The sequence below is a fragment of the Sneathiella sp. genome (assembly GCF_041689005.1).
Taxonomy (GTDB): Bacteria; Pseudomonadota; Alphaproteobacteria; order Sneathiellales; family Sneathiellaceae; genus Sneathiella.
Genome location: NZ_JBDNHC010000029.1, coordinates 25,591 through 50,802 on the forward strand (window position 1 = coordinate 25,591; position 25,212 = coordinate 50,802).

Below are 25,212 nucleotides of genomic sequence, written 5' to 3' on the forward strand. Positions count from 1 at the left end.
TGCCATAATTTCTACCCGTCCTCGCCCATCAAAACAACAGATTTACATAATTGCGCCCTGTTCTGACGAAATTCCAGCGCCAAAATCGCTCATTTTTTAAACAAATCGCGGTTTTCTCTCGCGGCTGGGACTGAGGCCATAATATTCACGGTAGCTCTTGGCGAAATGGGAATGGGTAGAGAAGCCCGAGGCAATATAAATCTCGGTGATTGACATGCTGGTCTGCAGCAACAGCAAGCGAGCGTGCTCAAGTCTCAGTTCCATATAGTAGCGCGCAGGCGATCTTTCCGTATGTTGACGAAAAAGACGCTCGACCTGTCGAATTGAAATCCCGACTTCCTCGGCCAGTTGCTCGGGCGAGATCGGGTCCTCGATATTCTGCTCCATAATCTCGACAATGGTGAGAAGTTTTTGGGATTTCGCCGCCAGCTGCAGCTTGCGGACCACTTGCTGTTTGTCGCTATGGGTCCGGATCCGGTCATGCATGAATTGCAGGGAAATATCATAGGCAAGTTTATCGCCATGCGCCGTCCCGATCATATGCAACATCAGATCGATGGCTGACGTCCCGCCGGCGCAAGTATATCTGTTGCGGTCAATCTCGTAGATGCTGCCGGTAAAAATAGTCTTCGGGTAACTTTCCTTCAGGCTGATCGCCGCTTCCCAGTGAATGGTGCATTGGTAGCCGTTGAGCAAACCCGCCGCGGCAAGGATGAACGTACCGGTGCTGAGCGCACCAATCCCGGTACCATGTTGCACAATCCGGCGAAGTTCAGCAAGGAGATGCTCATCCCTGATTTTATCGGTGCCGATACCGCCGCACACGAATAAAATATCAAGACTGGATGCCTCTTCAAGCTTCATGTCCGGCAGGATGCTGATGCCGCTGCTGGTGCGCTCGCTTTTTCCATCGAGTGTCAGGATATTCCAGTCATACAGATGGCGGCCGCTCATGCGGTTGGCTGAACGCAAAGGTTCGATGGCGCTGCTGAAACAAATCATGCTGCATTGATCGGTCAAAAGAAATCCGTATTTTTTAGGAACTTCCGTCATGCAGAGTTATTGGGCTCCCTTGGCCGTCGACAGGGCAATACAGCCATAACAAGGCGTGCCGCTCAGAGGACAGTAGTGGAAAGATATGCGATTTAAAAGCGAAATAAGTCCGACCGGATATCCCCTCTACAGGTAGGGTTTGGCAGCGCTGAAGCTATGCGGCGTCGTGGAATATCACACCGAGGGTAAAGCGGTGGCCACGCCGGACGTCACTGACCCCGTGACGCATTCGGGTCCTGATGAACCGGGACTTCCCCATGACCGGCCGTTCGTTGACGGCAAAGATAACGGCGTCGCCCTTTCGCAACGGAATGACCGTCGCCCTCGACTGTTGCCGCGGTCTCTGTTCCGTCAGAATGAATTCGCCACCAACGAAATCCGTGTCCGGATCGCTGAGCAGGATTGTCATCTGCATCGGAAACATCAGTGATCCATATAGATCCTGATGTAGACGGTTATAATCCCCGGTCTCGTATTTCAAGATAAGCGGCGTCGGCTTTATTTGCCCGGCTGCACGGCAGACCCGGGTGTATTCCGCCAGTGTTTTCGGATAAGCGATACCTGTGCGCAACTGATCTGACCAGCGATTGGCGAGCGGCGCCAGCGCCGTATAAAATTCCTCGCGCAGACCGGCGATAATGTCTGGGAGCGGATAGTCGAAATATTTATACTCGCCCTGTCCGTATCCATGACGCTGCATGATGATATGGCGGCGATAAAGGGTCCCCGTATCAAAACCGCTGATTAGCGTCCGGCATTGATCGTCATCAAGCAGGTTTTTAATACAGACATAGCCGCGCCCGTCTAAATCCTGTTCCATCTCCTGCCAGTCCACCGCGGTCTCCCTTCCTCATTCCTTCACATCCAGATGCATGGGTTTATCTTGATTTCACTGTAGTGCCTTCCCGGATATCGTTACAGAATTTTTACTCTCTCCCGGACAAAAGTCGGCTATGGTGACGCCACAGAAATAAGGGATGATTAATGAGTGACAAGCAACTGGTAATCGTAACCGGCGCATCAGGGTTCATCGCCCTGCATGCCATCACGCAATTACTGGCGGCGGGGTTCGCGGTGCGCGGGACTTTGCGTGATACCAGCCGCGCTGAAGACCTGTCAGTGGCCCTCTCCCGGCATTGCGACATCTCAGCTCTCAGCTTTGCCGAAGCGGATTTATTGGACGATGCGGGTTGGGACGAGGCCATGGTCGGGGCGACATATCTTTTGCACATGGCATCCCCACTGCCCATCGCAACACCGCGAGACGAGAATGATCTCATCGTGCCGGCGCGGGACGGCGCCTTGCGGGCCATAAGGGCGGCGGCCAAAGCTGGCGTTACCCGAATTGTCATGACCTCCTCCATCGCGGCGATATATGGTGGACAGGATAAGAATATATTCCTCGATGAAAACTACTGGAGCGATGTCACCCAGTCCATAGGCGCCTATCCGAAAAGCAAGACAATGGCCGAGCAGGCAGCGTGGGAGTATATCCGCTCCCTTGACGACAAAACCCGGCCGGAGTTTGTCTCTATCAACCCCGGTTTCGTTCTCGGCCCATTAATCGCCGCAAAAACCAGCGCCTCACATGAGGTAGTGAGACGATTGATTGCTCGCGAAGTTCCTGGCATCCCCGATATCGGCTTCAACCTTGTCGATGTCCGGGATGTCGCAAGCGCTCATGTTGAAGCGCTCCGCCGGGATGCGGCGCCGAAAAACCGGTATATTTGCATTACCGAACTATTATCCCTCCGGCAGATCGCCGAACAGCTCCAAATTCATTTGGGACCGCGCGGGTATAAAATACCAACGCGTCACGTCCCTGACTGGGTCATCCGACTAATAGCGATATTTAACCCGTCGCTGAAAGTCGCGGCCGAACGGCTCGGCCCCTCCCATCGGTATGACACCTCCCATGTCCGATCTGACCTTGACTGGCGTCCCATCCCGATGCATCAATCAATTTTGGATACCGCTGACAGCCTGATTGACCTGAAAATCATCGACCCTCAATAAACATGCATCCCTAAAAATCGAGATCGAGACCGCGCCCATGGCAAAATTACCGCCGCATCTTTTCGGCATTCTGATCACCACGACCGGAGTTATCATCCTGTCGCCGGATGGACTTCTGATTCGACTTGTGTCAGCCGATAGTTGGACAATCCTGTTCTGGCGCGGGCTGTTGTTTGCCATCGCTATCACCGGATTTTATATGACAAGACGAAAGCAGAGTATCATCGCCCGGCTCAAAGTGATGGGAAGACGCGGGATGCTGGCCGCTGCCCTGTTTACGTTCAGCACGATCTTTTTCGTGCTCGCCATCACTCATACCTCGGTTGCCAACGCACTCGTCATAATTGCCACGGCCCCGCTTTTTGCGGCGCTGTTTTCACGGCTGTTCCTGAACGAGATAATTTCCCGGTCAACCTGGATTGCAATTTTGGTTTGCGTCGGCGGGATCAGCCTTATTTTCATCGGCAGCCTGGGTGGCGGCAGTCGCCACGGAGACATTTTCGCCATCGTCTGCGCCTTCGGGCTCGCAGGCCAGATTACGACAGTGCGTCACGCCCGCGACATCGATATGGTGCCCTCTCTCGCGCTCTCGGGACTGTTGACGGCGGCCGTCACCTTGCCCTTTGCCGCCCCGCTCGCGATCAATGGCTCGGATTTTGCCTATCTGGCCTTGCTCGGGCTGGTGATCGTGCCGGTTGCTTTCGGCCTAATCACGGTCGGCCCGCGATATATTACCGCACCGGAGGTCAGCCTGCTCATGCTGCTGGAGAGTATTTTCGGATCATTCTGGGTCTGGCTGGTATTGAACGAAACGCCGAGGCCCGAAACCCTTGCCGGCGGGGCACTCGTCATCACCACCCTGGTGATCCATTCCATCCTGGGATATAAAAGGAAACCGCCGTTACCGCTACCTTAAGGCCGTGATCCTAGATCACTTCTTCGCGATAGAATATATGGCTTCCCACCTGTCCGAGTTTGCTGAGATGGGCACTCCATTTTGGCGAGACGTAAAGCGCGTGATAGTGAGTGGCCCGCTTGGCGATGCCGCTTCGCTCCCCATTCATAACAAGGGCCACTACCTTCAGCGCCGTCTCCCAGGAGCTTGTTTCCTTCGGCCTGTCGGACAAACCGTCACAGGCAAAGGAAAACTGACATCTGTTAGGCATATCCTGGTTTTGGAAAACAACTTTGCACGCCGTGTCCGGGTAGCGCCGGTCGACGATGCGATTGAGAACCACTTCGGCGATGGCGACCTGTCCCACCAACGGCTCGCCGCGGCCCTCAAAATAGACCGCCTGAGCGAGGCACATTTCCTCCTGGCTAAATGTGCGGCCAAACAAATCGACCGACTTATAGGTTTTATCCAGGCTCAGCAGGTCCGGCATATCCATATCAACAATGGACGCCAAAGCCCCCGGAGTGGCCCATAACTCCCCGGCCTTCTGCTCAAGCTGAGTCAGTTTCGCATATTTACCAGCGTTAAAGTAGGCCAATCGGTCAGTCGCATTGGCTGCTGTCCCGACCTGGAACAGCAAGGCTAAACTGACCAGCATCGTCGTTACGATGGTTGTGCCGCCAAGGACCAGACCAATTTCATGAGACCGTGATTTTGTCATATTGAGGATTTTATGCCATCGCGTCTGCATTGTCACTTTTCCAATATTGCTATCTATAAAGTCGTCTGCCCAACCTACACTGGCTATTCACCTATAATACCAATTTACAGGGGCGGAACTCATCACCCGGACATGGTAGGAACGCGACTTTTTTTTAGCTTTCGTTAATCATTAACGCCGATTTATGGTTAACAAAAACTTAAGCATATTTTTCGAAAGTTCCCTCAAAACTGTAAAAACAAATCGTTAAAACAGAGAGTTAGGCCATCACTCGCATTACCTTGGCGCGATAAATGACACCCGTGACGTTCTTCACCCGAATGAGGGATAACGATTTCTATCCATCACCCAAATGATACGCTCATTATGGAATAACAGTCTCATTTACAAAACCGGTTACTGGAAACAGGGATATCGACTCTTAAAAACACTGGTAAGGCTTTTTCCGTACCAGACATCCGGACATTTCACAACAATTTATGCATCGTCTCTACCATTCGTCCTTTTATGGACGGATGGGTACTGGGCGTGTGAATTTAAAACAGAATTCTCTCTGTATATATTTGTGTAATCCCGGAAATTTTCGTAAATTTGAAGTTATAAAATTACTTATCTGCTGCCTATAACGCAACATCTTGAAAAAAGCCTTGTACTGGCCAATTTTTTAGCTTTTTTGATCCTTTTTTCAAATTGTTTTGCTTGCAACAATTGTTGGAATTGTTATATCAGCTATTGAGAATTTTCCTTTTAATAGAACTGTATGGTTTCATTTATGAATATAACGTCCCTTCAAGATAAGGCGCCCGACGCAAGCCGTTTCCTTAAAGCAATGTCAAACAAGCACCGGTTACTTATTTTATGTAATTTGGTTGAAACGGAGCGCTCTGTGGGCGAGTTGGAGAAAATTGTCGGATTAAGTCAGTCGGCGTTATCACAGCATCTCGCCCGACTTCGCAAAGAAGAGGTTGTAAAGACACGTCGCGATGCGCAGACAATTTATTACTCTTTGCAAAATGAGAATGTCACGGACGTTCTTCAGCTTTTGCACGACATTTTTGTCGGTGATCAGGACAAGCTTGCAGAAGTCGCCTGAATGAGTTGATATATTTACGAGTGGCGTTATTTTGCGTCACTCGTAATCCCCATGATTACTTCCCGATTAGAACGACCTGTTTCCCGGCAATCTCCCGCCTTTCCATTGCCTGCAATGCTTCCTTCACCTGATCAAGCGGCCAGCATTTATGGATGATCGGCTTCAAGTTCTTTTCTTCGGCGAGCCTACATACATCAGCGAATGCCCGTCGTCCGGCCTCGGGGTCACGACGACCGAATTCCCCCGCCCGTACACCGAGAACCGAGCATCCTTTGCGCGATAGTATGTCCGCCTTAAGAACGCCGAAAACGCCACTTGCAAAGCCGACGATCAATATCCGTCCGGCCCAGGCGATACAGTCAAGGCTGTCCTCAAAATACGTTCCGCCCACCGGATCGACAATCACGTCGGCACCGCGGCCATCGGTAAGGTTCATTACTTCTCGCCGAAAATCCTGACATCGGTAGTTTATCAGGCAATCGGCGCCGCTTTCCCGTGCGATGGCGAGCTTTTCCGCTGAACTGGCAGCGGCAATGACGGTTGCCCCGAGGGCCTTGCCGAGCGCAACCATTGCCTGGCCGACACCTCCCCCGGCGCCCAGAACCAGCAGAGTTTCCCCGGATTTTATCTTTGCGCGCTCAACCAGGGACACATGGGCCGTCAAAAAGGTGACCGCGAAGGCCGCCGCCTCCTCGAATGATAGATGTCCAGGCATCGGGTCGAGTTGGGCAGCACGCACCGTGATATGTTCGGCGAAGGCACCTGTTTTGCCTTTAACCAGCACCTTGTCGCCGGACTTAAAAGGCGCGGAAGCCCCGTTTGTTTCCTCAATGACCCCCGCCCCTTCCATTCCGAGGATGAACGGAAGTTCGGGCTTAAACTGGTATTTGCCATAGGTCATCAACATATCGGGGAAATTAAGGGCGGCGGCCTTCAGACGAACCCGAATCTCGCCGGATTCAAGCGGTAAAAGCCGCTGCTTTTCAATGCGCACCGCCTCGGGCCCGGCGAGCGTTTCACAGATAGCTGCGGTTGATAGATAATCCGTCATTTTTATTTTTTGGCTCTTCTGCTTCCTTGCTACCCCATTCCGCGACGATTTGCCCGGATATTATACTATCTTGTGACTGGATTGAGAGGTGGAAAAGAGGTATCCCATGCGTAACGATCACAAGTTTTACTGGAAGTGACGACCAGAGACATGACGCCTGGCCTTGAAATCTCATATCTTGCGGCTGCTGGCGGCGGCCTTATCAGCTTTCTCAGCCCTTGCGTCCTGCCGCTTGTCCCCGCTTATCTCTGCCTGGTTGCCGGGACTAGTCTAGACAAGCTGACCTATGAGGAGGATGAAGCCACCCCGCGGGGAATCAACTGGCAGGTCGTCTCCATGGCCGTCATTTTCGTACTCGGCTTTTCAACAGTCTTTATCCTGCTGGGCGCCTCGGCGTCCTTTATCAACCGCCTGATTATTGGCCATCTCGATCTGCTATCGAAAATTGCCGGGGCCGTGATTGTCATTTTCGGCATCCATATGACAGGCTTAATTCGAATTCCGCTGTTGTATCGCGAAGCCCGCTTTAACGATGTCGACAAACCGCAGAACTGGTTTGGCTCCTATGTCATTGGACTGGCATTCGGATTTGGCTGGACGCCCTGTATAGGGCCTATCCTCGGGACAATTCTTGCCATTGCCGCCAGTGACAGCTCGCTCGGGTATGGCGTTAGCCTGCTCGGCGTTTACTCCCTTGGGCTTGGCATACCCTTTATTCTCGCGGCCTTCGCCATCAACCGATTTTTGAAATTCATGCGCCGTTTCCGCAGACATTTCAAACTGGTCGAGGTCGGTACCGGCATTATCCTGATTGCCACGGGTATCTTGATATTCTCAGGAGAGTTTCAGATCCTTGCCTATTGGTTCCTCGAAGCGTTTCCGGGCCTCGCCAATCTGGGCTAATTATGTCTCAGGTCTATACAAATATGGACACCAATCCCAAAAAACCGATGAGCATAACTGCGATAAACCACATAGCTCCTATTTCGTTTCCCATTTTCCTCACCCCACAAGCCGCGAGCAGTTTCAACTCTTGGCAGTTTCCGTTCCTTGCAATAGCATGCAAGGTTGAAGGTGAGTTATTTGTTCAAGGAAGGTGGATCAAGACCATGGGGTCATAAATCGGCAATAAACGACTGTTTATAATGGGATTATGTAGCCATGGTCACAATTATGAACAGGTTTCGGGCAGTCACGGGCGGCAGGGATTAGCCGTGCATGACCGGTTTAGCCCAAATACTCCAGCGCAAAGCGGTAATCTCTTATAGAGAGGATGTGCCGTTCTCGGGCAGGTTGAGGCTTATTCCCGGCTGATCCGGGCCATGGAAAACCTGAGTTTCTCAAATGCCTTATGCTCAATCTGGCGCACCCGTTCCTTTGTGATGCCTAGACGGTTTCCCAGAACTTCCAGCGTTGTCTTGTCATCCTGCAATCGCCGTTCCCGGATAATTATCTGCTCGCGGTCGGACAGTTCCTGCAACGCAGTGCTCAGCCATTTTGATCGCACTTCACCATCAATTGAGCGCATGGTATACTCTTCGGGGGTCGGGTTTTCATCGGGCAGAAAATCTTCAAGACTGTCATCCCCATTTTCCCCAATCGGCGCGTTCAACGACTGGTCGCGGCCGGAAAGCCGGTGGGCCATGACCTCGACATCCTTGATCTTGATATGCAGCCTGTCGGAAATCGCCTGAAGGGTATCGGATGAGAAGGCGTTTTCATCCATATTCTGGATCTTGGCGCGAAGCCACCGCAAATTAAAGAACAGGGATTTCTGTGTCGCACTCGTCCCCGACCGCACGATCGACCAGTTGCGAAGCACATAATCCTGCATCGCAGATTTTATCCACCAGCTCGCATATGTGGAAAAGCGGATCTCCCGTTCCGGCTCGAACTTGAACGCTGCCTGCATCAGCCCGATATTGCCTTCCTGTACAAGATCGCTCATGGACAGGCCATAGTTCCTGAATTTAGAGGCCATGGAAACAACCAGCCGCATATAGGCCGATACCAGCTCATGAAGTGCCTTCTCGTCATCCTGTTGCCGCCACCGGTAGGCGAGTTCAAATTCCCTCTCCCTGCTCAACAGTGGTATGGACATTGCCGTTGATACAAAAGCGCGATTACGCTTAAAGGCATTCGTTGTCTCATGTGTAGCCATCATATTTCCTCCGCCATATTCACTGGGGAACAAATTTCAGAATCGACGAGAATATCATATCATTTAAGTTTAATATATTGCGCCAAATGATACAATTAATCCTTTGAAATCTGACGTAAACGTGACCCCCAACTCTTCGCATTAGTTCCGTCTAGATGAAAGTCAAACGCGAGCCGTGGAATTAAGTTCCCTCGGGCTCCTGTTTAAGGGGGTTCGCACTCGATCTCGTGTAGAGGATGAGGGCAACGACGAGCATGCCGGCGATAACAAGAAAGGATCGCTGATATCCATTGCCATCGCTGACCGCCAGAATCCAGCCGAACAACGATTGCATGAAGCCGACCCCGGCGATGCAGATCAGGTTGAGTGTTGAATTGGCGCGGCCGACAAGATGATCGGGAAAGGAGGATCTGCATTGAGCGGCTAGCACGACATAATATTGCTGGACGAAGACAATATAAACGAAAAGACCTATCACCGCCCAGAGCGGTAGTTTATCCGTGAGCCCGAGGATGACGAAAGCGGTAAGTTGCAACAGCACGGCACATATCACAATTTTCTTGCGGCTCTTGAAATAACGATCGAGCGGTCCGAAAAACAGACCGCCGATGGGAACAGAAATTGTCATGAACAGCAATATCTGTCCCCGCTCCACCCCGTCGAGACCGTAGATGTCTTCAAGGTAGGGGCCGCCCCACATGCCGAGCAGCGCCACCGCCGGGCCATAGGCGACAAACCCCATCGCCAGGAGGTAAAAGAATTTCGGATGCAGAAGGACGCTCATATACCCGCGGATGCTTTGCCCCATTGTCACGGGTTTTGACTTGTCATGGAGATAGCCGGGCGGCACGTCGCGGATAACATAAATCCCAATGAGCAGGACCAGCACGGTGAGGCCTCCAACCGCGGCAAAAGGCATTCGCCAACCGTAATGGTCGATTATATAGGCAAGCGGCGCTGAGGCCATCATACCGCCGAAGCTCGATGCCGCGAGCAGCCAGGAGGCCACGGTCGCGAATTTCGTCGGAGGAAACCATTTGGCGAAAAGAACATAAGCCGACATCATAGTCGCCGAGAAGCCAAGCCCAATTAAAATCCGGGCCAGCAGCACGTCGTTGAAATCGGTCGCAGTCGCCAGAAGAAAAGATCCGCCAACCGCGAGAATAGTCATACTGGAAATGACAATGCGCGGACCAAACCGGTCCAAAGCCATGCCGATAGGGACCTGCACCAGCGCCGCTGCAAAAAACAGGGCCGCAGCCGCGATCCCGAGCCGCTCGACGGTGATACCAAGATCACTGGAAAGCGGGAGCATAATCACCGCCCCTGAATAGCGATTGAATTGCCCCAGACCAAACAAAACGGCACAGACAAGAAAGATATAAATTGCACGTCTTTTGACCGCAGGCGGCCTGACTTCCGGGGACATAATGCTCGCTTACCAACGATTTCTTTTACCGGTACGGTCTACGCAAAATGATTTATTGTCAATTTAATTAGGGGTTAAGCACCTGTGTCGGGGGCCATGAGTGTAAAATTGTCATTAAACTGTTTCCCTTGCTGTAATTTACGACTAAAACTCGCGGCAAGCTGTAGATTTAACTATTGTGGCCGGAGTCTGAAGGGCAAGGATTGGATCGATGGAAGAATTTAAAAAAATATTTGAAAAGAACAAGGCTTGGGCGGCCAGCACGACAAAGGAATTTCCGGATTTCTTTGAAAGCCTCGCCCATCAGCAGAACCCGGAATATCTCTGGATCGGCTGTTCCGACAGCCGCGTGCCCGCGAACCAGATCATGGACCTTCCCCCCGGCGAGGTTTTCGTTCACCGAAATATCGCCAATATCGTCGTCCCTTCGGATCTCAACTGCCTGTCGGTCCTGCAATATGCAGTCGAAGTATTGAAGGTGCGCCATATCATAATCTGCGGCCATTACGGCTGCGGCGGAATCGCGGCGGCGCTGTCGGAGCGCAAGAACGGTATGATCGATAACTGGCTGCGCCATATCCGCATCATCCAGCGGCTGAACGAAGAGGTAATTGCCAAGACCACCAGCCCTCAGGAATTGTCTGATTTGATGTGCGAGTTGAATGTGATCGAGCAGGTCCGCAATGTCTGTGCGACTACCGTGGTACAGGATGCCTGGGACGGAGGACAGGAATTTTCCGTCCATGGCATTATCTATTCGATCCGCGACGGACTCCTCCGCGATCTAGTCCATTATGATCACGGCAACAACGTCGTGAGAGGTCCCGACTATCCCAAGTTGCTTGCTCAACACTTGGCGCAGGGCGTAGATTTGCCACCAACGAATTGACATTTTGTCAAAATACTTGATCATTGTCCTCTGCATACATATTTTCTAGCGGACAGCGCGTCCCGATAGAAACAGAAATAAAAATAAAGAAATTGAGAATACGGCATGAAATTTAAAGGCACTGATACATATGTTGCGACCGAAGATCTGATGATTGCGGTCAATGCCGCTCTCACGCTGGAGCGGCCGCTGTTGATTAAAGGGGAACCAGGGACCGGCAAAACGGTTCTGGCACAGGAAGTCGCCAGCGCCCTCGGCAAACGGTTCATTGAATGGAATATCAAATCAACGACAAAGGCGCAGCAGGGCCTGTATGAGTATGATGCCGTCTCGCGCCTGCGCGATTCGCAACTCGGCGACGACAAGGTCCATGATATCTCCAACTATATCCGGCCCGGCAAGATGTGGGAGGCTTTCACTGCGGAGGAGAGCCCCGTCCTGCTTATCGATGAAATTGACAAGGCCGATATCGAGTTTCCGAATGACTTGCTGCAGGAACTTGATCGTATGGAATTCTTTGTCTACGAGACTCAGCAAACGATTAAAGCCAAGAACCGACCGCTGGTGATCATTACCTCTAACAACGAAAAAGAACTGCCTGATGCCTTTCTCAGGCGCTGCTTTTTCCATTATATCTCCTTCCCCGACAAAGAGACTATGGAGAAGATCATCGATGTCCATCATCCGGATGCCAAGCGCGAGCTTGTCCGCGACGCCCTCAAGGTCTTTTTCGATGTACGTGAGACCCCCGGTTTGAAGAAAAAGCCCTCGACCAGCGAGCTGCTCGACTGGCTGAAGCTGCTGATGAGCGAAGATTTGCCGGAGGATGTCCTGAAATCAAAAGACCCTTCCAAGCTGATCCCGCCGCTACATGGTGCCCTGCTGAAGAACGAGCAGGATGTCCATCTGTTCGAACGGCTGGCGTTCCTGTCCCGGCGTGAGCAACGATAGGCGGAGAGCGCTTATGTTCACTAAATTCTTTTTCACCCTGAAAGAAGCGCAAGTTCCGGTCAGCCTGCTTGAGTATATGACGCTGATTGAGGCGTTGAAGGCGGGATGCGCGGAATATTCGGTGAATGATTTTTATTATCTCGCCCGCACGACGCTGGTGAAGGATGAAAAGAATCTCGACAAGTTCGATCAGGTGTTCGGCCATTGCTTCAACGGCATCGAGTTTATTGCCGATGACCAGACGGTGGAAATTCCGGATGAATGGCTGAAAAAGCTTGCAGAACTCTCCCTGACTGACGAGGAAAAGGCACAAGTCGAAGCCTTGGGCGGCTGGGAGAAGCTCATGGAAACCCTGCAGGAGCGCCTGAAGGAACAGGAAAAACGGCATCAGGGTGGCAATAAATGGATTGGCACTGCCGGCCGGTCCCCCTTTGGCGCCTATGGCTATAATCCGGAGGGTGTCCGGATCGGACAGAAGGAAAGCCGTAACCGCCGGGCGGTCAAGGTCTGGGACAAGCGCGAATATAAGAACCTCGATGACAGTGTCGAGCTTGGCACCCGCAATATCAAGGTCGCGATGAAACGCCTTCGCCAGTTTGCCCGCGAGGGCGCGGCCGAGGAACTTGATCTCGACGACACCATCCGCTCAACGGCGCGCAACGCCGGCTTTCTTGATCTTAAGATGCGTCCCGAGCGGCACAATACCGTCAAGGTGCTGATCCTGTTCGATATCGGCGGCTCTATGGACGACCATATCAAGGCCTGTGAGGAGCTTTTCTCCGCAGCCCGCAGCGAGTTCAAGCATCTCGAATTCTATTATTTCCATAATTGTATTTATGAAAAACTGTGGAAGCAGAACAGCCGCCGTCATACGTCTTTCATGCCAACCTGGGATGTGCTGCATACCTACCCCGCCGACTATAAGCTGATCATTGTCGGCGATGCCACCATGAGCCCCTATGAGATTGCCTATGCCGGCGGCAGTGTCGAGCATTGGAACGAGGAAGCGGGACAGGCGTGGATGGAACGGGTGCTGAATATCTATCATAAAGCGGTCTGGCTTAATCCGGTACCTGAGAAATACTGGGATTACACCCCGTCGGTACAGATGATGAAGCAGTTGATGACCGATCGCATGTTCCCGCTCACCATCGGCGGCCTTGAAGGGGCGATGAAAGAACTAAACCGATAAATATAAATTAACCGGTTTATAATTTATATTGACAGAAAAGCCGCGCCTACTATTTCATTTTCGCAAATACCATCCATTTGCCGCCGAAGGCGTTCCATAGCTTGGTATAGTCCGGGTTCATGTCTAGCAGTTTGTGGTGCATCGGGTTGTTATATAGAAAATATATCGGCTCCCGTACATCCGCAAGATCGGCCGAAATCCCGTCAAGCACGGCTTGCAATACGTCCGCGCCGAAGGCATTAAAAACATAAATGACATGGGGACACGGGGGCAAAGCATAGCTTGTTGCATCTCCGTGAACAGAAGTGAGAGATGCGGCACGAACCCTGTCCTGCTGTTTCACCGTCTCAATATTCCGCAATGCGATCTGATGCATCTCGCCGCTTAATTCGACGCCCGACACCGACTTGAAAGGATAACGCGCCGCTGCGGCATGAATCGCCCCTTTGCCGGAGCCGTAGTCGATAAAGTTATAGGCAGGATAGTCGATATGAAGCTTTTCCAGAACATGGCGGAATTCAAAATCCGACGCCGCCTCATACCGGCTGGCAGAGGATCGCATTCCATCAGGAATATCCAGCTCATCCAACTCAACAATCCCATCCGTGTCGAGGCCACTCTCGCGCCTATTTTGCTTAAAAAACCGGTATTCCTCTAAAACAGGAAGCCCCACTTTCGCGCAAATAATCGCCAAGACCCCTAATATGGTCCGCCAGAACCCGCGATATTTGAAATTGACGATCAAGGTTTGCACATTTCTCTGAAATTGATTGTGCTCAACCTCCAGCCCAGGGTAACGTTCGGTTTTCGTAAAAATAAATTGTAGCATCAGCGCCCTCTTACGTTATTTCGACAAAATGCCAGACATTGATTAATTTCCCGTATCATTGACAAATTTAACGGCGTTGATCATTGGAAGCAATCGAAGCAACACCAGCTTCGAGAGGGTAACAGCCACCAAAAGATAGAGGATGGCAAAATGAAGAAAGCTGTCCGGCGCCCGTTGAATGAAGTAAATTGCGGCGAGGACCGAGCCAACGGCGATGAACCAGAAATTGCCAAGCTGTTTCAACAGCTTGGCTTTTCGAAGAAATTTAGGGTCCGCCAATTCATGCTTGTACCAAAGATCAAACGCGGTTGAGAGCAGGAAGACCGGGAGCAACAGGGTGACGGCCAACGTCATGACGGCCGCGGCGCCCTGCCCCGCCTCCAGTAATGCCACCATTCCACTTAATACGGAGTAAGTGCCGTCAAGCCCTAAAAGCGCGTTGGTAGTGACTATCGGTTCTGAGACCGCCAGTCCGAGCAATGCCGCAGAAACCGTCAGCAGGAGCCCCAGATATTTGTCCATCCCTCTCGCATATTTCGATATTGTCTGCCGATCCGTCCTCCCGACGAGCAGATGTTCAATCGCCCAATGCATGCCGCTACAACCCTTTTCCCGATGTTTCTGCCTATTTATACCCATTTTGTGAAAGCGCGGGTATCCGATTGTGAAGCGATTTGCGTTTAGCGGAAATCCGCCCCCTTGAACCCCCGGATCTGTACCGGACGGAAATTGCTAACTAATCTTCTTGAGCAGCTCGATAACCTGTTCCTGCTCTTCGGGCGTGAGGGTGGCCAGGGTTTCCTCCGACAGCTCAATTCCATGAGGAATGAGATCATTCGTCAATTCCAGCCCGGCTGATGACAGGCAGAGCAATGTTCGCCGACGGTCGGACTCGTCGGGGCGAGTCTGGATTAAACCCCGGTCTCTGAGACGGCGGATAACGCCCAGAATGGTTGCCGGGTCCATTGCCGTCAACCGGCCGAGATGATTTTGCGATAATTCGCCTTCATCCTTCAGTTTGGCCAGGGCCGCAAATTGAGTCGGCGTGATCTGTTCATGCCCCATATGCGATTGGAATATCGCGCTGGCCTTCTGATGGGCGCGGCGTAACAAATGCCCTATTTGCGCCTCTACCCTATAATTCTCTATCTTTTTCACATCTGAGGGCCTGGCATTCGTCAAATCAGGTTCAAATTTCATGTCTTCCCTTTAGGTCAGCTTGCCGGCCCGGCCTGAAAAACAGCAATCACCGGGAAACTTTATTTCACGACTGTAACAGCTTCGGCCCCTTTTTCAATCATGCTCAATTCTCCGTTCTGGAGCCGGATCTTTGTCACCGAACAATGATCGGGGCGGAATACCACCAACTTGTCACTCTTCTCAATTGCCCCGACAATGGCATTGATCACAACAAAGTGAGTGACGAAAATGGCATCCCTTGTCTGCCGTTTTGCAAAATCGAGAATAGTGGCGCGCCATACCTGCAAATCCGGTGACTGATCCGGCCAGTTCCCTTCAAGCACGTGGGTAAGCCAGCGTCGACGATCGCCAAAATCCACTCCCGCCGATGGTACTTCCGATAATTCTGGAGCAATTTCAATGCCCTGACCCCATATGTCTCCGAACGGCTGGCTCGTTTCGCGGGTTCTTCTAAGGGGGCTGCTGAAAAGCGCGACAGCTGCTTCAGTCTGAAAACGGCTTGCGGCAACGCGTGCCTGCTCATGTCCGCGCAGACTGAGGCCAGGGTCCAGCTCGTTTTCCCAGGAACTCGCCGCCTCTCCATGCCGCAAAAGATAAATATTTATACTCACAAATGTTCCCTTTTTATTTAAATGTGGTAATGTTCACGGGTAAATATCTTTACATTGAAATATATATCGTAGAATAGAGATAAATATCCTTCTGATTGATAATAATAGGTAAGTAAAAAAATAATACTATCTATCAGTGTATAGCAACAATAAATTTCAATTGACAGCTGTCTATTTATAACCTATGCGTCAATAACAATAGTTTAACACACTATTGAAGTGATGCAGAGGTGCTTTATCGCAATATGACCGTAGTGGAAAAATAGCGAATGAACCATGCACAATTAAAAGCGTTTCACGCCGTGGCCGAAAATGGAGGCTTTTCTGCCGCCGCTAAAACTTTGGGTCTTACCCAGCCAGCAATCACGCTGCAAGTTCAGGCGCTGGAACAGGTTTACAACACAAAATTATTCGTGCGGCGAGGACGACGGACCGAAATCACGGCCGCGGGCAGGATGCTCCTGAGTTTATCGAAAAGAATATTTAATCTCGAGAATGAAGCCCATAGTCTGCTGTCGTCTCTTGATAAGCTGGAAATAGGGGAATTGAAGATAACGGCAACCTCATCGTTGCAATCATTCCCGCTTCTCGCAGCATTTCAGGAAAAATATCCAGCCATTCACCTGTCTTTCACGGCCACAAATAGTCGGCAGTTGGAAAATCGGATTCTCGATTTTCAATCCGATATTGCCATTAGCGAAGCCCCTTCGAAAGACAAGAGGTTTTTCAGCCTGAAGCTCGGGGACGCCCCTTTGAAACTTGCCGTCTCCATCAACCATCCTTGGGCGATCAAACAATCCGGCTCATTGGGGGATATTAAGGATCTGAGGCTTGTTTATCCGTTTGAAGATGGCATGGACGCCGCATCGGGTCACTGGTCACATAAGCTGGATCATGATCCAGCTAGAATTATGAGGCTTGAAAGCAAGGAAATCAGGCGAGAGGCGGTTGCCCATAATTTGGGAGTTTCGTTGTTCACCGAGCAGGAAGCCGTAGCAGACAGCCGTATCCATCTACTTGATATAGAGGATGCAAATCTGAAGGAGTCGATTTATCTAACCTGCCTGAAAGAGGTTCAGCACTCGCGTCTCATATCGAGTTTTTTTACGGTCGCTGCCGCTCATTAACGCGACTTATTTGCGCTATTAATATGCGAGAGAAACGTTTTTCAGTCTATCTGACTTAACAACTTCCACAGTTGTTCCTTCCTGGGCGACAAAAGTATTCGGCCAGGCGTTTTTCGCATTCTTCGCGACCTCATCCATAAAATCATCATTATGAGACGGGTCATGATGGAATATCGCCAGCTGTCCCACATTCGCCGCCTTGCAGAGCCGAACGCCCTCCTGCCAGGTTGAATGTCCCCACCCGGCAAATTTTGGATATTCTTCATCCGTATAGGTCGCATCGTAAATCACCAGATCCGCGCCCTCGATCAGGTCGAGAATATTTTTATCGGGATGGCCAATGATATGCTCGGTATCCGTAATATAGCAAAGCGATCTTCCGCCTGCGTCTATCCGGTAGCCGGTGCCACCGTCGGGATGCCGCAATGGGGCTGTCCGGACGAAAATGTCATTATCGAGGGAAAAGGAATTGCCCGCCTTGAAATCTGTAAAGTTCAAATTCGCCGCGAGTTCGGCGAAGGGCACAGGAAAGGTCGGATGGCACATCTGCGAGGAGAGGACCTTCTTGATGCCGCCAGCCTCACTTAGATGGCCCGCCATGATCTTGATATTAACATCGCTGCGATATACCGGGCTGAAGAATGGGAAACCGTTGATATGGTCCCAATGAGTATGGGACTGAAGAAACAGGTAATCTTTCAATCCCCTGTCCATCAGACATTCGCCAAGCAATCTCACACCTGTCCCGGCATCCAGAATGATAATGCGATCATTAACAATCACTTCCACGCAGGAGGTATTGCCACCATATTTCATATGGTCGGCAGAGGGTGTTGCGATCGATCCCCGCACACCCCAGAATTTTACACGCATACTCATTTCAATATGTATCACTTCCTATCTGAGAACGATCTTACATACTGAATGTGTCTGTAGAACCGACTAACACCAACATAAATCCGGCCATATTGTAATCGGCATCACGAAAAGTTGCCCAGAATTGACCACATTTCCTGCGTAATCCCCGTTTACGATACTTCCGGTCCGAGAATCCGTTCTGTCAGCTGTACCCAATAATTAGCGCCGAGGGGCAGAATTTCATCATTAAAGTCGTAATTCGGGTTATGGACATGGCAACTGCCTTCGCCGGCGCCATTGGCAATCATGATGTAGCAGCCGGGACGCTCCTTAAGCATCCAGGAGAAATCTTCCGCGCCCATTACCGGCGTCACATCCTTGTTCACGCCCTCGTCGCCAACCAGATCCACGGCGGCGGCTATGGCCTCATCCGTTTCATCGGCGGTGTTGATAGTCGGCGCGTACCGGCGATCATATGTGAATTCGGCCTTCGCACCATGGGCTTCGGCAATTCCGACGACCAACTGCCGCATCCGCTGTTCGATCATACTCTGGATATCGGGATCGAAGGCGCGGGTTGTCCCGGCCATCACAACTTCCGCCGGAATGACGTTGCCGGTATGGCCACCATGAATCTGCGCAACTGTAATAACGGCGGAATGAAGCGGATCGACATTGCGGCTGACAATCGTCTGCCAGGCCTGAATGATCTCCGCGGCAATGACAATCGGATCGGTGGCGAGATGCGGAAAGGCACCATGGCCGCCGTTCCCGATGATTCGCGCCTCGAAAAAATCGGCGGACGCCATGATCGGCCCCTTGCGCACCGCAAAGGTGCCAACGGTATGCCCGGGCATGTTATGCATGCCGTAAACGCTGTCGACGGGAAATTTCTCGAACAAGCCGTCGCTGATCATAACCCGACCGCCCGCGACATTTTCTTCTGCCGGCTGAAAAATGAAGCGGACCGTTCCATCAAAATTCTTTGTCGCCGCCAGATGTTTCGCGGCGCCCAGCAGCATGACCGTATGACCGTCATGTCCGCAGCCATGCATCTTGCCGTCGACCTCAGAGCGATAATCAAACTCATTCAGTTCCTGAAGGTCAAGGGCGTCCATGTCCGCGCGCAGGCCAATCGCCCGATTGCCGCTGCCTTGGGTCAAGGTGCCCACAACCCCGGTTTTTCCGAGTCCCCGATGAACTTCTATCCCGAAACTTTCCAGCTTTTCAGCCACGAAATCAGAGGTTTCATATTCTTCAAACGCTGTTTCCGGATGCTTATGGATACGATGGCGCCACTCGGTCATTTCTTTATGCAGGTCTTTCAGTTCCGGAAGTATTTTCATTTTTCTGTTCCTTAAGGGCGGATGCAGATCCGTCTGTTTATTCTGGTCTCAGCCTACCACAGGTGGTGCTGTAAATAAAAGCAGGATGAGAAATTCCCATCACCTGCCCGGTAGAAATATCCTTTTCTTATGGGCCTGCGTAGACTAGTAAGCAGGAAGTTTCTATGACAGATTTATGTCGCATCAAAAAACGCAGGCACGGATAACAGCATGGTGAAGCAAACACTCGATAAAGACCTTGGCCGCATCGAGAAAATTGAAATCGAGGCGTTGAAATCCAGCGGCGGCTATAAAGCGCTGGCGCTGGCTGTCTTGTTCCTGCTGATCGTCTGGGCGTTTTCAGCAAGCATCACCACATCCGGGGAACATTCGGTCCTGATCATCATCGCCGCTATCATTGGCGGCTACATGGCGCTCAACATCGGCGCAAATGATGTTGCCAACAATGTCGGGCCGGCGGTCGGATCCCGGGCGTTGACAATGCTCGGCGCGCTTATCATCGCCGCGGTATTTGAGGCGGCGGGTGCCATTCTTGCCGGCGGCGACGTCGTCAATACCATTCAGAAAGGCATTATCGATCCCGCCGCCATGCAGAGCAGCCAGGTCTTTATCTGGGCAATGATGTCAGCCCTTTTTGCCGCCGCGCTCTGGGTTAATATCGCCACCTGGGTGGGCGCCCCGGTGTCGACGACCCATGCGGTTGTCGGCGGCGTCATGGGGGCCGGTATCGCCGCCGCCGGATTTGACGTCGTGCATTGGGACAGGATGAGCGCCATTGCCGCCAGTTGGGTAATCTCTCCGGTTATGGGCGGTGGGATCGCCGCCCTGTTTCTTGCCTTTATCAAATTCAACATTATTTATCGCGAGGACAAGGTTGCTGCGTCCAAGCGCTGGGTTCCGCTGCTGGTCGCCGTCATGGCGGGCGTATTCTCCGCCTATCTCGTAACCAAGGGCCTGAAACGCCTATGGCAGCCGGATGCCACCACGGTGTTCCTCCTTGCCCTCGCCTTCTTTGCCATCACCTTCGCAATCGTCCGGCCGATCATCCACAAAGCTGCAGTCGGCATGGAGAATCGCAATAAATCCGTCCGCGCCCTGTTTTCCATCCCGCTTATCTGCTCCGCGGCGCTTCTCTCCTTCGCCCATGGAGCCAATGACGTGGCCAATGCCGTCGGCCCTCTGGCGGCAATCGTCGGCACCTCAACCACCGGCGATATCGGGGTCAAGGTCGGCATCCCGCTCTGGGTGATGTTGATCGGCGCGGCAGGCATCAGTGCTGGTCTTTTCCTGTTCGGCCCCAAATTGATCCGCACGGTCGGCGAGCAGATCACCAAGATGAACCCGATGCGCGCCTATTGCGTTGCGCTATCGGCCGGGATCACCGTATTGATCGCCTCGGCTTTTGGTCTCCCTGTCAGTTCAACTCATATCGCCGTGGGGGCGGTTTTCGGGGTCGGGTTTTTCCGGGAATGGGACACGGAAAGACGGGCAAGGAAGATGCGGGCGACCTTGCAGGAAGAAAAAATACATCCCGACAGCAACCTGCCGGAGACAGACGAAGACGTCTCCAACAACCGCCGCAAGAAACTTGTCCGCCGCTCGCATCTTATGACCATCGTCGCCGCCTGGATCATCACGGTTCCATGCGCCGCGTTGCTCGCCGCCGGAATATTCCTGCTGATTTCCTATTTTGCCCGATGAGGTAAGTTGATGTTGAATATGAACATGACGACCAAAAGACAGGAGCTGTAAAATGGCTAAAAATGACATGACCGGACTTCAACAGATGCAAAGCCTGATTGACAATGGCACACCTCCCCCCATTTCAAAAACGCTGGATTTCGACCTTGTCGAAATTTCTCCGGGTAAAGCCGTCTTTAAAGGCCGTCCCGCCGAAAATCATCTCAACCCCATCGGAACTGTCCATGGCGGCTATGCGGCGACACTTCTTGATTCGGCCCTCGGCTGTTGCATTCACACGGTTCTGGAGCCGGGCGAGAGTTATACGACAATCGATCTGAATATTAAATATCTACGGGCGATGAAGCCCGGCATGGGAACCGTGACGGCAACGGCGGAAGTCGTCCATAAAGGCCGCAAGATTGCGACATCGGAAGGCCGCCTGATTGGCGAGGACGGCAAGCTCTACGCAACGGGCAACACGACCTGCGCCATTTTTTAGAGGCATCGCAACGCGGCCCTAATAGGGCGCTGGCGATCCTCCAAATATGAAGGCATGGAAGTGAAAAAGGACAAAAAACAGGACGAGTCCCAGCAATATCCGCCACCATAACGGCTTCAGCGACAGCTTCGCCCGCCCCTCGATCAGTGCCAGGAACGGTATGTTGGAGGTACGGGCCTTATAGACATTCCATCCCTCTCCCAGTTGCCGCCCCTTCTTGGCGTCAATCAGGAAGGTGCCACAAAGCGCCAAAAGCCCGAGCCCGCCGAAGAACACAAGCCCGCTGCTGTCGCCATTATTGATCAGATGCACTATCGACCAGAGCGTAATTGCCCACATCAATGGATGGCGGGTAATCGCATTAATACCGCGATAGGCGCTTTCCTTCTCCAGCAGCCTGGCCCCGCCGATAACGGTAGGATTGGGGCTGGTATAGGAGGAGACGAAAAAAATTGAGGAAATCAGCATCAGGACAATCCCGATATACCGCCCGGCATTGCCCGGATCCCAATATCTTTCGCCGGTCGACGTGGCACTGTAGGCAAAAATCAACCAGACAAAAACGACGATCGACAGGATATTGAAGAACGCCATATAGCCGCCCATGCCGATCCGCCCGATCATACGCTCGCGCAGAAAGCTGGACGGAATGATATGGATTGCGAGGAACGCCAGCATGGCCAATATAAGCTCGGTTAGGGTGCCTGTCATTTTCTTGCCTCCCGATTGAAAAGATAGGATGCGAGGAGTTTGCCATTAATCCGGCATTTAAATAAAGATCGAAAAGTGGGCGCGAACCTTCTTGCGACCGCCGTCACAAAAAATCGCCAACGGGGTCTAATTCAGTGGCGGTCCGGATATTTATCAACGGTTTTAAGGCCTTCATTCGTCAGCTTGCAAACCACCCAGTCCGGCTTGATCGGGTTGGCGAACCAGTGACGCACCCATCCCTTGCGGAGGCAGCTGTTTATTACGACCGAGCTGATTTGCTGGCCGTCGGCATCAAATAACGGAAGTTTTCCGCCCGGTTGAAAACGTCCAAGCCTCAGATATTTGAGCTGTGCGATGGTGGGGGTTTTTACGGCCATGACACCAATGTTACCCGATATCATAACCGGTTAAAAGCATCATCGGCCCGATGTCGAAAAGGAAGCTTTTATTCTACGGGGCGGCAGGGTAAAAATATCTTCTGGTATCAATTGGGGGAAATAGACGCGATGGCAGAAAACGCCGATTATACGAAGTACTTTCCTGTCTCCTGGGAGGAGCTTCACCGGAACGGGCGGGCACTGGCCTGGCGGCTTATGGAAAAGGCACCATTTAAAGGGGTGATCGCGGTGACACGCGGCGGGCTCGTGCCCGCGGCCATCGTCGCCCGCGAACTCGATATCCGCCATATCGACACGGTCTGCATCTCTGCCTATCGCGATGATAAATCTGTGGGCGAGGTAAACCTTGTGAAGGGAATCGAGCTGCCCGACGGCGGTGAAGGATGGGTGATTGTCGATGACCTGGTGGACAGCGGCATTACCGCGCGGCATGTGCGAAAAATGATCCCAAATGCCCATTTCGCAACGATTTATGCGAAACCCAAGGGACTGGATCAGGTCGACACCTTTATCACCGAGGTCAGTCAGGACACCTGGATCCTGTTTCCCTGGGATCAGGCCCCGTCCTTCGTCAAACCAATTGTCGAGGAAACCCGGATAAGAGGATAGCAAATATGCCACGCCTGAAATTCGCTGCCAATCTCAGCTTCCTGTATCAGGACATCCCGTTTCCGGAGCGTTTTGCGGCGGCGGCGCGGGATGGATTTCAGGGGGTCGAATATCTTTTCCCCTATGACTGGGAGCCCTCGGAATTGAAACAACGGCTGGATGATAACGGCCTCGCACAGGTGTTGTTCAATGTCTGGCCCGGCGACTGGGACAAGGGGGAGCGCGGGCTTGCAAGTCTTCCCGGACGATCGCAGGAATTCAGGAAAACGCTCGATCAGGCGCTCGACTATGCGGGCGCTCTCGGCTGCACGCGGCTGCATGTGATGGCCGGGCTCTGCGACGAAAAAGTTTCACGTGAAACACAAACGGACATTTACCGGGAAAACCTTGCCGCTGCCGCGACGGAATGCGCGAAACATGGGGTCACCGCCCTGATCGAGCCAATCAACATCAAGGATATGCCCGGGTTCTTCCTTACGAACGTCACCATGGCCGCGGGTCTGATCGAGGAGATCAATCACCCGAATCTCAAGCTCCAGTTTGATATGTATCACGTCCAGAGGACCGACGGCGATATCTGCCTGCAATACCAAGCCGTTGCGCCGCTGATCGGCCATATCCAGATTGCCAACCCTCCGCACCGGTTCGAGCCGGACAACGGCGAGATCAACTACCCCTATGTCTTTGATATGCTGATCGAGAGTGGGTATGACAACTGGATCGGCTGTGAATACAAGCCCTCAATCGGCACCTCTGAGACACTGGGATGGGCCCGTGACTATCTTCTCCGCCAAGCCTAACAGAATTCAAATCATTGAAACTTAAGCCCATTAGCGTTACACCTGAAAAACAGAAGTAAAATCATCTGTCTATATCAGTCTACTGGACCCTCGGCTAAACCATGGCCTTCACCAAACTCTCCCGTACCGGGGACAAAATACTTAATCCGATCCGAAGTGCCACAAACAGCATGCCGGTCAAACTGGTCGCCTGCGCCATTGCCATCGGGCTTCTTTCCGGATACGGCGCGGTCGGCTTCCGGTTGGCCATCAGCGAAATTCAGAAATTTTTTTACGGCTACGGCAGTCACGATATTCTGGGGGGCATTGACAGTCTGCCGTGGTGGCAAATCATGATCATTCCGGTGATTGGCGGTTTGATCGTCGGCCTGTTCTGGAAATTTGTCTTGCCCAAAGGTCGCGCCGAGGGCGTTGCCGATGTCATGGAGGCCGTGATCGTCAATCGCGGGAAGATGAAACTCTTACCCGGTCTCGGCGCTGTTTTCGTCAGCGCCCTGACCCTTGGTAGCGGCGGATCGAGTGGCCGGGAAGGCCCCGTCGTTCATTTCTGCGCCCTGATCGCCAGCCAGCTCGGCCAGCGGTTGCGCCTGCCCTCCCGCTATTACCTGACTTTGATTGCCTGCGGTGTCGCGTCCGGGGTGGCGGCCTCGTTCAACGCGCCGATTGCCGGGATGTTTTTCGCGCTCGAGGTCGTCGTCGGCTCGCTGGCGACACAGGCCTTTGCCCCGATTGTCATCGCCTCGGTCATCGGTACAGTCATCAGCCGGGCCTATGTCGGCGATTTTCCCGCTTTCATCATTCCACATTATGACATTGTCTCGCTTTGGGAGTTTCCGGCGATTGCGCTGCTGGGGGCCGTCGCCGCGTTGGTTTCGCTGATCTTCATCTGGAGCATCACTTTCGCCGAGGAAACCATTGACCGGTTTCATATTCCGGAGGTGCTCAGGCCGGCGGCGGGGGGGCTCGTCCTCGGCGGGATCGCCATTTTATTTCCACAGATAATCGGCGTCGGCTATGAGGCAACGGATACCGCCCTCAAAGGGAATTACCCGTTGATGCTGTTGCTGATATTGATCGTGATGAAGACAAT

The 25,212-nt window shown here is 52.4% G+C and carries 27 protein-coding genes; 13 read left to right on the forward strand and 14 right to left on the reverse strand.

Annotated features, from left to right (window positions below):
* Positions 1 to 96 precede the first annotated feature (96 nt).
* On the reverse strand, positions 97 to 1,053 hold the full coding sequence (locus ACESNI_RS03650) for a GlxA family transcriptional regulator (protein WP_373085101.1): 957 nt from the start codon (positions 1,051 to 1,053) through the stop codon (positions 97 to 99).
* Between the two features lie 154 nt (positions 1,054 to 1,207).
* Complete coding sequence (locus tag ACESNI_RS03655; protein WP_373085102.1) at positions 1,208 to 1,873, reverse strand: 2OG-Fe(II) oxygenase; 666 nt, start codon at positions 1,871 to 1,873, stop codon at positions 1,208 to 1,210.
* 164 nt (positions 1,874 to 2,037) lie between these two features.
* On the opposite strand from ACESNI_RS03655, the gene ACESNI_RS03660 reads away from it, so the two are divergent.
* Both ACESNI_RS03660 and ACESNI_RS03665 read left to right on the forward strand, forming a co-directional pair.
* Positions 2,038 to 3,069: an NAD-dependent epimerase/dehydratase family protein gene (locus ACESNI_RS03660; protein WP_373085103.1), complete on the forward strand. Its 1,032-nt coding sequence runs from the start codon at positions 2,038 to 2,040 to the stop codon at positions 3,067 to 3,069.
* Positions 3,070 to 3,106: 37 nt separating this feature from the next.
* Positions 3,107 to 3,985: a DMT family transporter gene (locus tag ACESNI_RS03665; protein ID WP_373085104.1), complete on the forward strand. Its 879-nt coding sequence runs from the start codon at positions 3,107 to 3,109 to the stop codon at positions 3,983 to 3,985.
* A gap of 10 nt (positions 3,986 to 3,995) precedes the next feature.
* Here the strand turns inward: ACESNI_RS03665 and ACESNI_RS03670 are convergent, their stop codons facing one another.
* Positions 3,996 to 4,715 (reverse strand): cell wall hydrolase, encoded by a 720-nt coding sequence (locus ACESNI_RS03670; protein ID WP_373085105.1) that lies wholly within the window; start codon positions 4,713 to 4,715, stop codon positions 3,996 to 3,998.
* Between the two features lie 799 nt (positions 4,716 to 5,514).
* Here ACESNI_RS03670 and ACESNI_RS03675 point away from each other — a divergent pair.
* Positions 5,515 to 5,778, forward strand: coding sequence for an ArsR/SmtB family transcription factor (locus ACESNI_RS03675; protein ID WP_373085130.1), 264 nt, complete (start codon positions 5,515 to 5,517; stop codon positions 5,776 to 5,778).
* A gap of 55 nt (positions 5,779 to 5,833) precedes the next feature.
* Here ACESNI_RS03675 and ACESNI_RS03680 read toward each other — a convergent pair whose 3' ends face one another.
* Positions 5,834 to 6,829, reverse strand: a complete 996-nt coding sequence (locus tag ACESNI_RS03680) for an NADPH:quinone oxidoreductase family protein (RefSeq protein WP_373085106.1) — start codon at positions 6,827 to 6,829, stop codon at positions 5,834 to 5,836.
* Positions 6,830 to 6,979: 150 nt separating this feature from the next.
* Here ACESNI_RS03680 and ACESNI_RS03685 point away from each other — a divergent pair, with 150 nt between their 5' ends.
* Positions 6,980 to 7,732 carry a cytochrome c biogenesis CcdA family protein gene (locus tag ACESNI_RS03685; protein WP_373085108.1) on the forward strand — a complete coding sequence of 251 codons (753 nt, stop codon included), beginning with the start codon at positions 6,980 to 6,982 and terminating at the stop codon, positions 7,730 to 7,732.
* Positions 7,733 to 8,129: 397 nt separating this feature from the next.
* Here ACESNI_RS03685 and ACESNI_RS03690 read toward each other — a convergent pair whose 3' ends face one another.
* Entirely contained in the window at positions 8,130 to 8,990 is an 861-nt protein-coding gene (locus ACESNI_RS03690) for an RNA polymerase factor sigma-32 (RefSeq protein ID WP_373085131.1), read from the reverse strand.
* A gap of 181 nt (positions 8,991 to 9,171) precedes the next feature.
* Complete coding sequence (locus ACESNI_RS03695) at positions 9,172 to 10,419, reverse strand: MFS transporter (RefSeq protein WP_373085109.1); 1,248 nt, start codon at positions 10,417 to 10,419, stop codon at positions 9,172 to 9,174.
* 211 nt (positions 10,420 to 10,630) lie between these two features.
* Here ACESNI_RS03695 and ACESNI_RS03700 point away from each other — a divergent pair, with 211 nt between their 5' ends.
* The 3 genes from ACESNI_RS03700 to ACESNI_RS03710 all read left to right on the forward strand — a co-directional run bounded on the left by ACESNI_RS03700 (position 10,631) and on the right by ACESNI_RS03710 (position 13,451).
* Positions 10,631 to 11,308, forward strand: coding sequence for a carbonic anhydrase (locus ACESNI_RS03700; RefSeq protein WP_373085110.1), 678 nt, complete (start codon positions 10,631 to 10,633; stop codon positions 11,306 to 11,308).
* A gap of 105 nt (positions 11,309 to 11,413) precedes the next feature.
* A complete protein-coding gene (locus ACESNI_RS03705) occupies positions 11,414 to 12,259 on the forward strand; it encodes an AAA family ATPase (RefSeq protein ID WP_373085111.1) in 846 nt (281 codons plus the stop codon).
* Between the two features lie 13 nt (positions 12,260 to 12,272).
* Positions 12,273 to 13,451 (forward strand): VWA domain-containing protein, encoded by a 1,179-nt coding sequence (locus tag ACESNI_RS03710; protein WP_373085112.1) that lies wholly within the window; start codon positions 12,273 to 12,275, stop codon positions 13,449 to 13,451.
* Positions 13,452 to 13,500: 49 nt separating this feature from the next.
* Here ACESNI_RS03710 and ACESNI_RS03715 read toward each other — a convergent pair whose 3' ends face one another.
* The 4 genes from ACESNI_RS03715 to ACESNI_RS03730 all read right to left on the reverse strand — a co-directional run bounded on the left by ACESNI_RS03715 (position 13,501) and on the right by ACESNI_RS03730 (position 16,091).
* Positions 13,501 to 14,280 (reverse strand): class I SAM-dependent methyltransferase, encoded by a 780-nt coding sequence (locus ACESNI_RS03715; RefSeq protein WP_373085113.1) that lies wholly within the window; start codon positions 14,278 to 14,280, stop codon positions 13,501 to 13,503.
* Between the two features lie 42 nt (positions 14,281 to 14,322).
* A complete protein-coding gene (locus ACESNI_RS03720; protein ID WP_373085115.1) occupies positions 14,323 to 14,874 on the reverse strand; it encodes a hypothetical protein in 552 nt (183 codons plus the stop codon).
* Between the two features lie 138 nt (positions 14,875 to 15,012).
* The gene (locus ACESNI_RS03725) at positions 15,013 to 15,480 is read right to left on the reverse strand and encodes a MarR family winged helix-turn-helix transcriptional regulator (RefSeq protein WP_373085116.1); all 468 of its coding nucleotides are present in this window, start codon (positions 15,478 to 15,480) and stop codon (positions 15,013 to 15,015) included.
* A gap of 59 nt (positions 15,481 to 15,539) precedes the next feature.
* Positions 15,540 to 16,091 (reverse strand): histidine phosphatase family protein, encoded by a 552-nt coding sequence (locus ACESNI_RS03730; protein WP_373085117.1) that lies wholly within the window; start codon positions 16,089 to 16,091, stop codon positions 15,540 to 15,542.
* A 269-nt stretch (positions 16,092 to 16,360) separates the two neighbouring features.
* Here ACESNI_RS03730 and ACESNI_RS03735 point away from each other — a divergent pair, with 269 nt between their 5' ends.
* The gene (locus ACESNI_RS03735) at positions 16,361 to 17,218 is read left to right on the forward strand and encodes a LysR substrate-binding domain-containing protein (protein WP_373085118.1); all 858 of its coding nucleotides are present in this window, start codon (positions 16,361 to 16,363) and stop codon (positions 17,216 to 17,218) included.
* Positions 17,219 to 17,236: 18 nt separating this feature from the next.
* Here the strand turns inward: ACESNI_RS03735 and ACESNI_RS03740 are convergent, their stop codons facing one another.
* Together ACESNI_RS03740 and ACESNI_RS03745 are read right to left on the reverse strand one after the other, a co-directional pair.
* The gene (locus ACESNI_RS03740; protein ID WP_373085119.1) at positions 17,237 to 18,097 is read right to left on the reverse strand and encodes an MBL fold metallo-hydrolase; all 861 of its coding nucleotides are present in this window, start codon (positions 18,095 to 18,097) and stop codon (positions 17,237 to 17,239) included.
* A 149-nt stretch (positions 18,098 to 18,246) separates the two neighbouring features.
* Positions 18,247 to 19,422, reverse strand: coding sequence for a M20 aminoacylase family protein (locus ACESNI_RS03745; protein WP_373085120.1), 1,176 nt, complete (start codon positions 19,420 to 19,422; stop codon positions 18,247 to 18,249).
* A gap of 210 nt (positions 19,423 to 19,632) precedes the next feature.
* On the opposite strand from ACESNI_RS03745, the gene ACESNI_RS03750 reads away from it, so the two are divergent.
* Together ACESNI_RS03750 and ACESNI_RS03755 are read left to right on the forward strand one after the other, a co-directional pair.
* Positions 19,633 to 21,123 (forward strand): inorganic phosphate transporter, encoded by a 1,491-nt coding sequence (locus tag ACESNI_RS03750; RefSeq protein ID WP_373085121.1) that lies wholly within the window; start codon positions 19,633 to 19,635, stop codon positions 21,121 to 21,123.
* Positions 21,124 to 21,175: 52 nt separating this feature from the next.
* On the forward strand, positions 21,176 to 21,604 hold the full coding sequence (locus ACESNI_RS03755) for a PaaI family thioesterase (protein ID WP_373085122.1): 429 nt from the start codon (positions 21,176 to 21,178) through the stop codon (positions 21,602 to 21,604).
* An 18-nt stretch (positions 21,605 to 21,622) separates the two neighbouring features.
* Here the strand turns inward: ACESNI_RS03755 and ACESNI_RS03760 are convergent, their stop codons facing one another.
* Together ACESNI_RS03760 and ACESNI_RS03765 are read right to left on the reverse strand one after the other, a co-directional pair.
* Positions 21,623 to 22,315 (reverse strand): NnrU family protein, encoded by a 693-nt coding sequence (locus ACESNI_RS03760; RefSeq protein ID WP_373085123.1) that lies wholly within the window; start codon positions 22,313 to 22,315, stop codon positions 21,623 to 21,625.
* A gap of 131 nt (positions 22,316 to 22,446) precedes the next feature.
* Complete coding sequence (locus ACESNI_RS03765; protein ID WP_373085124.1) at positions 22,447 to 22,692, reverse strand: hypothetical protein; 246 nt, start codon at positions 22,690 to 22,692, stop codon at positions 22,447 to 22,449.
* A gap of 129 nt (positions 22,693 to 22,821) precedes the next feature.
* Between ACESNI_RS03765 and gpt the strand changes: the two genes are divergently transcribed.
* The 3 genes from gpt to ACESNI_RS03780 all read left to right on the forward strand — a co-directional run.
* Complete coding sequence (gene gpt / locus ACESNI_RS03770) at positions 22,822 to 23,322, forward strand: xanthine phosphoribosyltransferase (protein ID WP_373085125.1); 501 nt, start codon at positions 22,822 to 22,824, stop codon at positions 23,320 to 23,322.
* A gap of 5 nt (positions 23,323 to 23,327) precedes the next feature.
* A complete protein-coding gene (gene otnI / locus ACESNI_RS03775) occupies positions 23,328 to 24,122 on the forward strand; it encodes a 2-oxo-tetronate isomerase (protein WP_373085126.1) in 795 nt (264 codons plus the stop codon).
* Positions 24,123 to 24,223: 101 nt separating this feature from the next.
* The coding region (locus tag ACESNI_RS03780) for a chloride channel protein (protein ID WP_373085127.1) at positions 24,224 to 25,212 on the forward strand (989 nt) is incomplete at its 3' end.

Bases quoted from the DNA above. Each gene is read 5' to 3' on its own strand.
- ACESNI_RS03650 (WP_373085101.1), bottom strand. From the start codon at position 1,053: ATGACGGAAGTTCCTAAAAAATACGGATTTCTTTTGACCGATCAATGC.
- ACESNI_RS03655 (WP_373085102.1), bottom strand. From the start codon at position 1,873: ATGGAACAGGATTTAGACGGGCGCGGCTATGTCTGTATTAAAAACCTG.
- ACESNI_RS03660 (WP_373085103.1), top strand. From the start codon at position 2,038: ATGAGTGACAAGCAACTGGTAATCGTAACCGGCGCATCAGGGTTCATC.
- ACESNI_RS03665 (WP_373085104.1), top strand. From the start codon at position 3,107: ATGGCAAAATTACCGCCGCATCTTTTCGGCATTCTGATCACCACGACC.
- ACESNI_RS03670 (WP_373085105.1), bottom strand. From the start codon at position 4,715: ATGCAGACGCGATGGCATAAAATCCTCAATATGACAAAATCACGGTCT.
- ACESNI_RS03675 (WP_373085130.1), top strand. From the start codon at position 5,515: ATGTCAAACAAGCACCGGTTACTTATTTTATGTAATTTGGTTGAAACG.
- ACESNI_RS03680 (WP_373085106.1), bottom strand. From the start codon at position 6,829: ATGACGGATTATCTATCAACCGCAGCTATCTGTGAAACGCTCGCCGGG.
- ACESNI_RS03685 (WP_373085108.1), top strand. From the start codon at position 6,980: ATGACGCCTGGCCTTGAAATCTCATATCTTGCGGCTGCTGGCGGCGGC.
- ACESNI_RS03690 (WP_373085131.1), bottom strand. From the start codon at position 8,990: ATGGCTACACATGAGACAACGAATGCCTTTAAGCGTAATCGCGCTTTT.
- ACESNI_RS03695 (WP_373085109.1), bottom strand. From the start codon at position 10,419: ATGTCCCCGGAAGTCAGGCCGCCTGCGGTCAAAAGACGTGCAATTTAT.
- ACESNI_RS03700 (WP_373085110.1), top strand. From the start codon at position 10,631: ATGGAAGAATTTAAAAAAATATTTGAAAAGAACAAGGCTTGGGCGGCC.
- ACESNI_RS03705 (WP_373085111.1), top strand. From the start codon at position 11,414: ATGAAATTTAAAGGCACTGATACATATGTTGCGACCGAAGATCTGATG.
- ACESNI_RS03710 (WP_373085112.1), top strand. From the start codon at position 12,273: ATGTTCACTAAATTCTTTTTCACCCTGAAAGAAGCGCAAGTTCCGGTC.
- ACESNI_RS03715 (WP_373085113.1), bottom strand. From the start codon at position 14,280: ATGCTACAATTTATTTTTACGAAAACCGAACGTTACCCTGGGCTGGAG.
- ACESNI_RS03720 (WP_373085115.1), bottom strand. From the start codon at position 14,874: ATGCATTGGGCGATTGAACATCTGCTCGTCGGGAGGACGGATCGGCAG.
- ACESNI_RS03725 (WP_373085116.1), bottom strand. From the start codon at position 15,480: ATGAAATTTGAACCTGATTTGACGAATGCCAGGCCCTCAGATGTGAAA.
- ACESNI_RS03735 (WP_373085118.1), top strand. From the start codon at position 16,361: ATGAACCATGCACAATTAAAAGCGTTTCACGCCGTGGCCGAAAATGGA.
- ACESNI_RS03740 (WP_373085119.1), bottom strand. From the start codon at position 18,097: ATGAGTATGCGTGTAAAATTCTGGGGTGTGCGGGGATCGATCGCAACA.
- ACESNI_RS03745 (WP_373085120.1), bottom strand. From the start codon at position 19,422: ATGAAAATACTTCCGGAACTGAAAGACCTGCATAAAGAAATGACCGAG.
- ACESNI_RS03750 (WP_373085121.1), top strand. From the start codon at position 19,633: ATGGTGAAGCAAACACTCGATAAAGACCTTGGCCGCATCGAGAAAATT.
- ACESNI_RS03755 (WP_373085122.1), top strand. From the start codon at position 21,176: ATGGCTAAAAATGACATGACCGGACTTCAACAGATGCAAAGCCTGATT.
- ACESNI_RS03760 (WP_373085123.1), bottom strand. From the start codon at position 22,315: ATGACAGGCACCCTAACCGAGCTTATATTGGCCATGCTGGCGTTCCTC.
- ACESNI_RS03765 (WP_373085124.1), bottom strand. From the start codon at position 22,692: ATGGCCGTAAAAACCCCCACCATCGCACAGCTCAAATATCTGAGGCTT.
- gpt (WP_373085125.1), top strand. From the start codon at position 22,822: ATGGCAGAAAACGCCGATTATACGAAGTACTTTCCTGTCTCCTGGGAG.
- otnI (WP_373085126.1), top strand. From the start codon at position 23,328: ATGCCACGCCTGAAATTCGCTGCCAATCTCAGCTTCCTGTATCAGGAC.